Source organism: Mesorhizobium sp. WSM4847, from assembly GCF_055811335.1.
The window spans coordinates 141,854-153,855 of record NZ_JBVVPY010000015.1 but is presented as its reverse complement, the minus strand read 5'-3'; the positions used below and the strand labels follow the sequence as shown (position 1 = coordinate 153,855).

The 12,002-nt window shown below is 62.2% G+C and carries 11 protein-coding genes; 3 read left to right on the top strand and 8 right to left on the bottom strand.

The genetic code is table 11. The features are described from left to right. Window positions 1-134 precede the first annotated feature (134 nt). Window positions 135-1,403: a sensor histidine kinase gene (locus AC0L28_RS22030; RefSeq protein ID WP_128170878.1), complete on the bottom strand. Its 1,269-nt coding sequence runs from the start codon at window positions 1,401-1,403 to the stop codon at window positions 135-137. Window positions 1,404-1,596: 193 nt separating this feature from the next. Here AC0L28_RS22030 and ppk2 point away from each other — a divergent pair, with 193 nt between their 5' ends. Then, window positions 1,597-2,505 (top strand): polyphosphate kinase 2, encoded by a 909-nt coding sequence (gene ppk2 / locus AC0L28_RS22025; RefSeq protein ID WP_023802179.1) that lies wholly within the window; start codon window positions 1,597-1,599, stop codon window positions 2,503-2,505. Between the two features lie 71 nt (window positions 2,506-2,576). Here ppk2 and AC0L28_RS22020 read toward each other — a convergent pair whose 3' ends face one another. The 3 genes from AC0L28_RS22020 to AC0L28_RS22010 form a co-directional block, all read right to left on the bottom strand. Further along, window positions 2,577-3,323: an enoyl-CoA hydratase-related protein gene (locus tag AC0L28_RS22020; protein WP_084646899.1), complete on the bottom strand. Its 747-nt coding sequence runs from the start codon at window positions 3,321-3,323 to the stop codon at window positions 2,577-2,579. A gap of 15 nt (window positions 3,324-3,338) precedes the next feature. Further along, window positions 3,339-3,977 carry an acyl-homoserine-lactone synthase gene (locus AC0L28_RS22015; protein ID WP_027155170.1) on the bottom strand — a complete coding sequence of 213 codons (639 nt, stop codon included), beginning with the start codon at window positions 3,975-3,977 and terminating at the stop codon, window positions 3,339-3,341. Between the two features lie 97 nt (window positions 3,978-4,074). Continuing rightward, entirely contained in the window at window positions 4,075-4,809 is a 735-nt protein-coding gene (locus AC0L28_RS22010) for a helix-turn-helix transcriptional regulator (RefSeq protein ID WP_023802176.1), read from the bottom strand. A gap of 291 nt (window positions 4,810-5,100) precedes the next feature. Between AC0L28_RS22010 and AC0L28_RS22005 the strand changes: the two genes are divergently transcribed. After that, on the top strand, window positions 5,101-5,919 hold the full coding sequence (locus AC0L28_RS22005; protein ID WP_287180594.1) for a transporter substrate-binding domain-containing protein: 819 nt from the start codon (window positions 5,101-5,103) through the stop codon (window positions 5,917-5,919). A 64-nt stretch (window positions 5,920-5,983) separates the two neighbouring features. Here the strand turns inward: AC0L28_RS22005 and AC0L28_RS22000 are convergent, their stop codons facing one another. Next, window positions 5,984-6,394 carry a tellurite resistance TerB family protein gene (locus tag AC0L28_RS22000; protein ID WP_023802174.1) on the bottom strand — a complete coding sequence of 137 codons (411 nt, stop codon included), beginning with the start codon at window positions 6,392-6,394 and terminating at the stop codon, window positions 5,984-5,986. 161 nt (window positions 6,395-6,555) lie between these two features. Between AC0L28_RS22000 and AC0L28_RS21995 the strand changes: the two genes are divergently transcribed. Continuing rightward, window positions 6,556-8,205, top strand: coding sequence for a lysine--tRNA ligase (locus tag AC0L28_RS21995; RefSeq protein WP_473480149.1), 1,650 nt, complete (start codon window positions 6,556-6,558; stop codon window positions 8,203-8,205). Here AC0L28_RS21995 and AC0L28_RS21990 read toward each other — a convergent pair. The 3 genes from AC0L28_RS21990 to AC0L28_RS21980 form a co-directional block, all read right to left on the bottom strand. Continuing rightward, a complete protein-coding gene (locus AC0L28_RS21990) occupies window positions 8,168-9,028 on the bottom strand; it encodes a thermonuclease family protein (RefSeq protein ID WP_128170881.1) in 861 nt (286 codons plus the stop codon). The genes AC0L28_RS21995 and AC0L28_RS21990 overlap by 38 nt on opposite strands. A gap of 9 nt (window positions 9,029-9,037) precedes the next feature. Further along, window positions 9,038-9,688 (bottom strand): S24 family peptidase, encoded by a 651-nt coding sequence (locus tag AC0L28_RS21985; protein WP_128170882.1) that lies wholly within the window; start codon window positions 9,686-9,688, stop codon window positions 9,038-9,040. Between the two features lie 82 nt (window positions 9,689-9,770). Next, window positions 9,771-11,990: a 3-hydroxyacyl-CoA dehydrogenase NAD-binding domain-containing protein gene (locus AC0L28_RS21980; protein WP_128177072.1), complete on the bottom strand. Its 2,220-nt coding sequence runs from the start codon at window positions 11,988-11,990 to the stop codon at window positions 9,771-9,773. Window positions 11,991-12,002: the final 12 nt, after the last annotated feature.

Genomic DNA, 12,002 nt, shown 5'->3' with positions numbered 1-12,002 from the left:
ACAGAAAAAAGAAAGCGTTAGAGCGACGTGCGTCCACTAGGCCACAGAGTAGGCTCTAAAGTCCTATATCCACGCATCCGGCGGTCCTAAAGTCTTCCGGTACTCGGGCCGGCGCGTGCTTAGATAGTGAGGTGTCAGTGCACCGGCAAATGCACCGTGAAAGCTGCGCCGTTGCCGCCCTCCGACTTGATCGACAGCCTGGCGTTGTGGCGCGTCAGGATATGCTTGACGATGGACAGGCCAAGGCCGGTGCCCTTCTGGGTCCGGCTGTTTTCGACATCGACGCGGTAGAAACGTTCGGTGATGCGCGGGATGTGCTCCTCGGGAATGCCGGGGCCAAAGTCCCGGATGGTGACGTCGATGCCGGGTTCGGGACCGTCATCGCTGTGGGCAATCGTCACCACGACACGTCCACCCGACTGTCCATATTTGCAGGCGTTTTCCAGCAGATTTTCGAAAACCTGGAAAAGTTCATCGCGATCCCCCGCCACATTGAGTGGTCCTTTCGCGAAATCCCGCTCGATGGCAACGCCGTTTTCCCGCGCAAGCGGACCCAGCGAATCGATGACGCTGTCGAGGGTCTGGCGGAGATCGACCTCGGTTCCCGGCTGCAGATAGGGTTTCATCTCCAGCCGCGAAAGTGACAGCAGGTCGTCGATCAGGCGCGCCATGCGGCCGGTCTGGTTGTGCATGATCTGCAGGAACTGCTCGCGCGCCGCCGGGTCGTTGCGGGCCGGGCCGCGCAGCGTCTCGATGAAACCGGAGATCGAGGCGAGCGGAGTTCGCAGCTCATGGCTGGCATTGGCGATGAAGTCGGCCCGCATCCGGTCGATGCGGCGCGCCTCGCTCTGGTCCTTGAAGACCAGCACATAGAGGTCGGTGCCGTGGCCGACCGAAGATGCACTTACGCGATAGGCCCGTTCGACCGGCAGCTTTTCGGTATATTCGACGACGTCCGAAGCGGCGCCTGACAGGATACTGTCCAGCAGGGCCTGCATCTCGGGCGCGCGGAATTTCAGCGACAGCGACATGCCCGGTGCAATGCCGCCGAAGGCGGCGAAGGCGGCGGCGTTGGCATGGACAATCGTCGCAGCGCGATCGAAGATGATCAGCGGATCGGCAACGGCAGCCGCCAGATATTCTCCCGACAGCTGTTGCAGCCCGCCTGCCTCGATCGCCGCGGCATCCTCCGCGGATTGGCGCGCTACGCCGGCCGGCAGCATCGCGGCGGCGAGCAGCAGCACAGCACATGCCAGCAGCACAACATGGAAGGACATGTCTGCGAAACCATAGACCGTCAAGATCGCGACGATGCCGGTCGCAAGCAGCCAGCGGCTGTTCCACAACCGGGTGACGACGGCTTGCGCCGTGGTTCGCTGTTCTGCGCCGCCCATATCAGCCATTGTCAGCCACTGTCAGCCATTCGCGCGCACTATGCCTTCGTCCCCACCCCGACCGGCAGGTTGGAAACTTCCCGCTGACCGGCGCTATCACTAATCTGCTGCATCGTTCCTTTCGAAAATCGATTCCGATTTTCGGGCCGATGCAGTAAGGCTCCCAATAGCATGAGTCCGGAAGCTGGAAAGGTTGGTCTCGATGAAAAACCCCAAGGAAGATGCCGCCGCGCCTGTTCCGGGTCCGCAAAAGATCCGGATCAACGGCAAGGAGTTCGAGTTCGACATCGAGGATCCCAAGCTTCCGGACTGGATCGAGGACAACAAGCTGACCGCCGGCGGCTACCCCTACGACAAGAAAATGAAAAGCGACGAGTATGACGAGACGCTCGAGCGGCTGCAGATCGAGTTGGTCAAGGCGCAGGCATGGCTGCAATCGACGGGCAAGCGGGTGATGTCGCTGTTCGAAGGACGCGATGCCGCCGGCAAGGGCGGCACAATCTTCGCGCTGCGCCAGTACATGAACCCCAGGACAGCGCGCAACGTGGCGCTGACCAAGCCTAGCCCAACCGAAATCGGGCAATGGTATTTCCAGCGCTATGTCGCGCACTTTCCGACATCCGGCGAGTTCGTCACCTTCGACCGCTCCTGGTACAATCGAGCCGGCGTCGAGCCGGTCATGGGCTTCTGCACGCCGGAGCAGCATCAGAGATTCCTGGACGAGACGCCGTATTTTGAACGGATGATCTGCAACGAGGGCATCCATTTCTTCAAATTCTGGCTGAACATCGGTCGGGAAACACAGCTTGAGCGGTTTCACGATCGCCGCTGGAGTCCTTTGAAGAACTGGAAATTCTCGCCGATCGATATTGCCGGCATCGCCAAATGGGACGATTACACCAAGGCGCGCGATCTCATGTTCGAACGCACGCATAAGGAATTCGCGCCCTGGATCATCATCCAGGCCAACGACAAACGGCGCGCGCGACTTGCCATCATCCGGCGCATCCTGTTGTCGCTTCCCTATGACGGCCGCGATCTCGACGCCATCGGCAAGGAAGACAAGAAAATCATCGGGGAAGGGCCTTCGTTCCTGGGAAGACAGGCCTGAAGCGCTGCCGCGCGCCCCCAAGGACGCGCGGCACGATTCCGGATATTTTTGTCATTCTGCCGAATGACGTCTCATGCCGCCAGCCGGGCAATCCGCTGCAGCCGCCGCAGTGTGGTATCGTCCTGCAAAGCCTGCTGAAACAGCGAAATCTCCTGGTCGATGCGATCGCAGAGTGCGCCTGTGTCGCCCTTGAGCAGGTCGCGCGTCTGCAGCAGTGCGGCAACCGGCTTCTTGGCGAGTTGCCTGGCTCTGCCAAGTGCGGCTTCCTCGACGTCGCCGACCACGATCTCCGTGACCAGGCCCAGCATCCTGGCGTCCGCGGCACTGAGCGTGTCGCCCAGGCAGAAGAAGCGGAAAGCGCCGGCATAACCGAGTTTCTGCGGCGCCAGGATGCTGGTCGCCGCGTCCGGCACGAGGCCGAAATCGACGAACGGCACCCGGAACGTGCTTTCGTCAGATGCGATCACCATGTCGCAATGGAACAGGATGGTGCAGCCGACACCGACGGCGTCGCCGTCGACACAGGCAAGGACCGGTTTGGGGAACGTCGCCAACGTGCGGAACATGTCGGTGACGGCAGCGATCAACCGTTGATGCTTGGTGGCGTCGAGGAACTCGGAGAAATCGCCGCCGAGGCAGAAGCAGCCGGCGAGGCCGCGCAGCACCACGACGCGCACATCATCGTCGATTGCAGCTTCGTGGAAGATCCTGGCCAGGCTTTCATAGGCTCGCCCGTCCAGCACCGGCCGGCCGTCATCCGACGACACCGTGACGATCAACGAATGATTGCGGAACTCTGTTTGCGGGTGGATGTTCATGGCTGTCTCCAATTCTCACGAGGCCTGCCTCATTCCGAGCCTGTCGGGATATCCCCTGGCCAGGACCGGCGCGAAATGACTGCGACGCGACCGCACCACCTCAAGCGTGTGCTCGTTGAAGGTGAGCAGTGTGGCGACGACCTGCTGGTTGCCATAGGTGCGCTGGTAGCCAAGCGGCTTCGCCAGGAAGTGCAACTGCAGCGCCCGCAGAACCCACATCGGCTCGAACTCGATGATCACCTGGTTGACATTCCGCTTCAGCCCCCACTCGACGAAGCCGGCAATGAGCTCGGTGCCGACCGTGGAGACGCCGCGCTTGCCGTCACGAAAGCCCGGCGCGACCGCATAGCGGGTCAGTTCCCACACGTTCGGCCCGGATGGCGGCGTCCCCTCAAAGAGGTCCGCCAGCACCTCGGTCAGAAGATGCGCACGCGTTGTCGGCAACATCCGCTGATAACCGGCGAGCTCGCCATTGCGGATGACGAGTTGGTGCACCGCCTCGTCATGATCGAACTGATCGATCTCAAGGCCGTCGGGGCGCTGCAGATCGGTCCACCCCATCTCCTCGACGAAAATCTTGTAGCGTAAGCGATGAACGGCCTCCCAAAGGTCGGGACGTTCCATAAGTTCCTGTGTTGTAAGGGAAAAAAGCATCTGCCGTCTCCTAGGTTCAATAGGAAGATACGGCCGGGCTGTCCCGAGGAAATTACGCGATCACGTAGGCAAGAATTTCTAGGCCGGCACGGCCGAGCTAGCTAATATAGCCGCGCCTTATCGCTTCCGCGACCGCCTGCACCCGGTTGACGGCACCGAGTTTGCTTTTGGCGTTAAGAAGGTGTTTCTCTGATGTGTGTTCCGAAATGCCGAGAATCTGTGAAATCTCCCATTCGGACTTGCCGACGGCGGCCCATTGCATGCATTCGCGCTCACGCGGCGTCAGTTCGACGTGGTGGTCGAGGGTCTTGGCCGCCATCGTGTGGATCTGCATGGCGCGGCCAATCGCATAGGTCGCCACCAGCGACACCAGCCCAAAATCGGCGCCCGACAATTCGACGGCCTCGCCACCCAGCGACACCATGACGATCTGGCCATCGAGCGTGATCAGCGGGAAGGCCAATCCGTCGCGCAGCTTGAATTCGCCGGCGTCGCCCATCACTTCGCCGCTGCTCTTGTCGATGCGGATGCTCTGGGACGCTTCCCGCCACTGGAACGGCGCCTGCAGCTGCTTCATGTGGCTGACGACGGGGTCATGGTCGACATAGTTGCGCGCCACATAGCGCTCCAGCCATTCTCCCGGCCACTCGCAAAGCAGCACATGGTCCTTTTGCTGGCCTCTTGGCGTGCCCGGCTGCGGAACCGTTCCGGCCATCAGCGCCGTCAGGCCGAACTCCGAGGTTATGCCAAGCAGCTTTTCGCAGACCGCGGCCGCCGTATCGGCGTGCTGCAGCTGATCTATGAATTCCAGTGTGCGATCGAAGTGGCCCATTGCAACATCTACCCCATGTTGCCTTCCCGCGTTGAGATCAACGGCCCAGTGCTTGACCCGCACTTTGCCCTCGACCCCGGATTACAAACCTGCTCCCCTCAGTTTGCAGCGGCTTGCGGCTACCCTCCAGCCGACCGCCAAACATGTTTGCAAGCTCGCTGAAGCATAGCCCTAAATCGGCGTGATGAAATCAAAAACCGTTGTGCCTGTGGCATTTTCGTACCAAAAGCCACATTGGACAGGACAGGGCGGAGCTCGATCGTGACGATTCGGTGGATGACCATCGTCTTGATGCTGGCAATGACGGGGGCAGCGTGGCTCACCGCTGCACGCGCCGCGGAGCCGCAAGTGCCGGTGCTGTGGGATGCCAAGGAGCGGCTGCCGAAGCCTGACCTGTCCGCGCTGCCACGTCTGAGATTCCTGACCACCACCGATTTCCCGCCGTTCAACTTCCTCGACGGGGCGGGCCGCTTGTCCGGCTTCCACGTCGATCTGGCGCGCGCGATCTGCGCCGAGCTCGGCATCGCCGAAAAATGCCAGATCCAGGCGCTGCCTTGGGCCGAGCTCGAAGGGGCACTGCAGAAGGGTGAAGGCGAAGCGATCATTGCCGGCATTGCCGCCACGCCGGAGTCGCGGTCAAAATATGCCTTCTCGCGGTCCTACCTGCAGTTTCCGGCGCGCTTCATCATGCCGAAGGCAAAGGCGCTCACGGAACCTATCTTCGACAGACTGCGCGGCAAGCGCGTCGGCGTGGTCGCAGGCTCCGCGCATGAGCGGATGCTGCGCGATTATTTCGGCACCGTTCAGGTCGTTCCCTTCGCGCAACTGGAAGAGCTCTACGATGGTCTCAAGGACGGCAAGGTCGACGCCGGCTTCGGCGACGGCATGCGCTTCGCCTTCTGGCTGGGCAGTTCGAATGCCGCAGCCTGCTGCCGCTTTGCCGGCGGTCCTTATCTGTCGCCCGAATATCTGGGGTCGGGTATGGCCATCGCCACCAGGGCCAACGATCCAGCGCTGGCCGCAGCGTTCGACTACGCACTGCAGGAGATTTCAGTGAAGGGTATCTTTGCCGAATTCTATCTGCGCTATTTCCCGGTCAGTTTTTTCTGATCCGGCCCGGTCAGTTTTTTCTGATCCGGCCCGGTCAGCTTCTTCTGACCCGTTGGCGTCTGGATCAAGTCAGCGTGCGCAGGCGAGCCTTGGCAGCACGGGCGATGGCGGCGACGGTGAGCGTGTCGAGATCGAGCTGGCGACGGATAAGCTGCAGCACCCTCACCTCCTCCAAGCGCATTTCGAGGTCGACGGCCGCAACCTCGAAGGCCGCGGCATAGGCGGTGTCAAGCAGGCGATCGGGCAGTGCTTCAGCGACGCGCGCCAAAACGCCTTCCAAGCCGTCCTTTTCGTGCAGCAACTTCTGGCAGTCCTGGGCGACGCCGACCAGCCGGTCGTGGTCGAAGTCCTCGAACACCGGCCATGAGCGGACGACGTCGCCAATCCGCGCCAATTCGACATTTGTCATGTCGCGATCGGACGCGGAGGTGATGACCATAAGATAGATCAGGGCTTCTTGCGGCGGCAACGGCATTTAAAACTCCTCAAACGGGCTCCGAAGTTAGGAACGAGGCACCGACGTCGCAAGGAAAAAGAGCCGCGATCGTTGACGCCCACGGCAGGCACGCCTAGAGACCGGTTGAAAAAATCATCCCTTTTTGCGGCGATGCCGGCGAATAATTTGGAAACGGTGACATGGCGGGATCAAACATCATCGATCTCAATCCCGAGGTGCTTGCGGCAGCGGCTGAAAGCAAGGCGTGGCCGTTCGACGAAGCCAGGAAGATCGTCGAGCGCTACAAAGACACTGACTTTCCCGAGACCGTCCTGTTTGAGACCGGCTACGGTCCGTCGGGGCTGCCGCACATCGGTACTTTCGGCGAAGTCGCACGCACTTCGATGGTGCGCCACGCCTTCCGCGTCCTCACCCGGGACACGGTCAATACCAAGATCTTGTGCTTTTCCGACGACATGGACGGCATGCGCAAGATTCCGGACAACGTCCCCGATCGCGCCGCACTCGAGCCGCACCTGCACAAGCCGCTCTCGTCCGTCCCCAATCCTTTCGGCGGCGACTATGCGAGCTTCGCAGACCACAACAACGCAATGCTTTGCCGTTTCCTGGACACGTTCGGCTTCGACTACGAGTTCGCCAGCGCGACGGAATACTACAGGGCTGGCCGTTTCGACGACGTTCTGCTGCGCGCTGCCGAACGTTTCGATAAGATTATGGACGTGATGCTGCCGACGCTCGGAGAGGAGCGTCAGGCGACCTACAGTCCGTTCTTGCCGATTTCCCCCAAAAGCGGCCGCGTGCTTTACGTCCCCATGAAGCATGTCGACGTCAAGGCCGGCACTATCACCTTCGACGATGACGGCACCGAAACCACGCTGCCTATAACCGGCGGCAGGGTGAAGCTGCAGTGGAAGCCGGATTTCGGCATGCGCTGGGCGGCGCTCGGCGTCGATTTCGAAATGTTCGGCAAAGACCACCAGACGAATGCGGTGATCTACGACCGTATCTGCAATATCCTGGGCGGGCGCGCGCCCGAGCATTTCGTCTATGAGCTGTTCCTGGACGAGAACGGCCAGAAGATTTCGAAGTCGAAGGGCAACGGACTGACAATAGACGAGTGGCTGACCTACGCGCCGACAGAAAGCCTCGAGCTCTATATGTACCAGCGGCCGCGGCAGGCCAAGAAGCTCTATTTCGACGTCATTCCGAAGGCGGTGGACGAGTATTACGCCTTTCTGTCCGCCTATCGCCGGCAGGAGTGGAAGGAGCGGCTGGGAAATCCCGTCTGGCACATGCATGACGGTAACCCGCCTGTCGTCGACCTGCCGGTGTCGTTCGCGCTGCTGCTCAATCTGGTCAGTGCCTCGAACGCCCAGAACAAGGACGTGCTGTGGGGGTTCATTTTGCGCCACACGTCAGGCGTGACGCCGAAGACCCATCCCGAGCTCGACCGGCTGGCCGAACATGCGATCCGCTATTTCGACGATTTCGTGAAGCCGGCCAAGGTGTACCGGGCCGCCGACCCGGTCGAGCGCGAGGCGCTGACGAAACTGTCCGAAGCGCTCGCCGCATTGCCGCCAGATGCCGATGGCGAGGCGATCCAGAATGCCGCGCTCAACGTCGCGCGCAAGATCGAACGCTATCAGGACCATTCGAAGCAAAGCCCGGAAGGCGGGCCGGGCGTCTCCGTCGCCTTCTTCCAGATGATCTACCAGATTTTGATCGGACAAGAGCGCGGCCCGCGCTTCGGTTCCTTCGCCGCGCTCTACGGCATCGCAGAAACCCGCGCGCTCATTCAGAAGGCGCTGGCCGGTCAGTTGGCGGCGTAGCAGTCGTCTCGGATGTCGGCGTAGCCGTCGCCGACGGATCGAGAATCGGCTGCGTCGGCTGGGCTGTGGCCGCAAAAGGGGCTGGCGCCGGAGGCAGGCCGGAGAGACTGGGCGCCGGCCCGAAAATGCCCTTCCTCGCCATACGGGCCTTCTCGCCGGTCTCGACATAAGGGCCACCCTTGGCGGCGCGCGCCCAGCCGTTTTCGATCAACCACTGGCCGACATCCCGGTTGCCGACGCGGCAATCGGCGGTGATCGGGTCGCGGCCGCCCTCGGGTGGCACCGTGCAGACCACCGCCCGACCGCGCAGGAAGGCACGGAACGCCGTTCGCGCCCGGGTGCCACACGTCCACGACTTGCCGCCGTCGGTGCAAGTTTCGTCCTGCCTGACGATGTCGACGCCGGAAATCGCGACGGAGTAGCCCTTGGCCTCGATCACACCGGCGGCCGATGCAACCGGCTGGAACAGTTTTGTCCCGTTCCAGTCGTCGGGCATTTTCGTTTTGGGCGGCTTGGGCGGTCCGGCGAGCGCCAACTCACTCAGCGGCGCGCGCGGCTCGACCCGTTCAAGCTCTTGGGGCTGAAGCTGCGGCGGCGCGACGACTTCGGGATCGATGGCCCTGGAATGCGCCTCTGGGCTCGCCGCCTTGGGTCGCGGATTTGCTGATGCAGCAGGCGCTCGGGATTGCGCCGCGATGCCGGCCTGCGCCCGAGCCGCGACGCGCCCATTTTCGTCCTGCAGCACGGCGCGGCCACCTGCGGCAATCGCAGCCCCCATTGCCAGGATCGTCAACACCGCGGCGGCGGCATGAAGCGGACGCACCGGCGGCCCCTACTGGCTTGCCCAGACAATCCGCGCCACCCATTCGACATCGCGCATCGGGATGTCGCGATCCGGGTGATCGGGATTGAGCGAGACCAGCATGATCGACTTCGCCGTCTGACGGTCCAGCACCTTGGCCATTACCTCGCCGGCATAGGTCTTGACGACGACGCGATCGCCCTTGCGGGTGGCGGCGCCCGGCTCGACGATCAGCACGTCACCGTTGCGGTAGAGCGGCAGCATGGAATCGCCCTGGACCTGCAGCGCATAGGAGGTTTCGGTCGCCCGTGCCGGAAGCTCGATCAGGTCCCAGCCCTGGCCCACGGGAAAGCCGGCATCGTCGAAAAAGCCGCCGGCGCCGGCCTGGGCGAAGCCGAGCAGCGGCACCGAAGACGTCTGTGCCGGCAGAGATCCGGGAACGGTCTTGCCCCGGCCTTCGACCAGTCCGGTGAATTCGTCGAGCGAGGCGCCGGTCGCCTCGATGATCTTGGCCAGCGACTCGGTCGACGGCCAGCGCGGCCGCCCATCCGAGGACAGCCGCTTCGACTTGTTGAAGGCGGTCGAATCGAGGCCCGCGCGTTTCGCCAGCCCCGAGGCCGAGAGCGAATAGCGCTCGGCGAGAGCATCGATGGCGGCCCATACGCGGTCATGCGAGAGCACTTTTGCTCTCCTTCCGAACAGGAAAAAATACCTTCTCCGTTCTAACCGGTGGCCGTGATTTTGTCCACCACCGAAGGCGGCGTCACGCCGCCTTCTTGGCCTCGCTCCTGGCATAGGGATCGAAGCGTTCGTAGAAAGTCTCACCCTTCTCTGCCATGTCGAGCAGGAGCTTCGGCGCTTTGAACTCGGCGCCGTACTTCTTCTGAAGACCCTTGGCGATCTTGACGAATTTTTTTGCGCCGATGCCGTCGATGTAGGACAGCACGCCGCCGGTAAAGGGCGCGAAGCCGAAGGCGAGAATCGAGCCGACATCGGCCTCGCGCGGATCGGTGACGATGCCCTCCTCCATCACCCGGGCCGCCTCCAACGCGATGATGACCAGGAGCCGCTGCTTCAGTTCCTCATAGTCGACCTTTTCAGGCGGCAACTGCCGATAGAGATCCTTCAGGCCCGGCCACAGCTTCTTCTTGGCAGGCTTTTGCGGATAGTCGTAGAAACCCTTGCCGTTCTTGCGGCCGAAGCGGCCATGCGTGTCGACCAGCGTGTTGATCAGCGTCATCTGCTTCGGGTCGACCGCCTTGTCGCCGAGATCGCGCATGGTCTGCTTCATGATCTTCTGCGCGAGGTCGATCGCCGTTTCATCCGTCAGCGCCAAGGGGCCGACCGGCATGCCGGCGGCCTTCGCCGCATTCTCGATCATCGGCGCCGGAACGCCCTCGATGAGCATCTTGTAGGCTTCCGACATGTAGCGCAGCACGCAACGGTTGACGTAGAAGCCGCGCGTGTCGTTGACGACGATCGGCGTCTTCTTGATGGCGCGGACGAAGTCGATCGCGGTGGCCAGCGCCTTGTCGCCCGTCTTCTTGCCCAGAATGATTTCGACCAGCATCATCTTGTCGACCGGCGAGAAGAAATGGATGCCGATGAAATTCTTCGGCCGCGCCGAATTCTTCGCCAGCGACGTGATCGGGATGGTGGACGTGTTCGACGCGAAGATCGCCGACGCCTTCAGCACGGCCTCCGCCTTTTCGGTGGCGTCCTTCTTGACGCCCGAATCCTCGAATACCGCTTCGACCACCAGGTCGCAGCCTGTGAGGTCGGCATAGTCCGCCGTCGGCGTGATCAGCGACAGCAACCTGTCCTTATCCTCCGGCTTGGCGCGGCCCTTCCTGACCTGATCCGAGATCAGGCTGTCCGAATGCGCCTTGCCCTTGGCGGCAGCGTCCATGTCGCGGTCGAGCAGCACCACCGGAATGCCGGCCTTGGCCGTGACATAGGCGATGCCGGCGCCCATGAAACCGGCGCCGAGCACGCCGATCTTCTTGAACTTGGTTTCCGGCACGCCGGCCGGACGACGCGCGCCCTTGTTCAGTTCCTGCAGCGACACGAACAGCGAGCGGATCATCGCCGCCGCTTCTCTGGTCTGCATGATTTCGGTGAAATAACGCTGCTCGATGCGCAAGCCGGTGTCGAACGGCACCAGCAAGCCTTCATAGACGCATTTCAGGATGGCCGCGGCGGCCGGATAGTTGCCATAGGTCTCGCGACGCAGGATGGCGATTGCAGGTGGCCACAGATTGGCGCCGGCCACCGAATAGACCGGGCCGCCGGGCAGCTTGAAGCCCTTCTCGTCCCACGGCGCCACTGGCTTCAAGCCATTTTTGATCATGGCTTTGGCGGTTTCGACCAACTTCGTCGGTTCGGCAATCTCATGGATCAGGCCCATCGACCTGGCCTTCTGCGGCGACAGCGTCTGGCCGGAAGTCAGCATCTGCAGCGCCTGCTGCTGGTCGGTCAGCCGCGGCACGCGCTGAGTGCCGCCGGCACCCGGGAAGATGCCGATCTTCACTTCGGGGAGCGCCATCTTGACCTTGTCGGAATCGGCCGCGACACGGCCATGGCAAGCGAGCGACAGCTCGAACGCACCGCCCATGCAGGTGCCGTTGATCGCCGATACCCACGGCTTGCCTGAGGTCTCCAGCTTGCGGAACAAGCCGGTCATGTAGCCGGCATTGTCGAACAATGCCTTGGTCGCCTTGTCCAGGTCCTTGGCTTTATCGGCTGCGAACTTCGACAGCATCTTCTGCAGCATGGTGATGTCGGCACCGCCGGAGAACGTGTCCTTGCCGGAGGTGATCACCGCCCCCTTTATCGACGCGTCGCTCGCCACCTTGTCGACGATGGCGTTCAGCTCCAGCATCGCCTCTTCGGTGAAGACGTTCATCGAGCGGTCGGGCATGTCCCAGGTGACCAGCGCGATGCCATCGGCGTCGATGTCGAGGGTGAAGTTGGTGTAGCTCATCGGTCTCTCTCC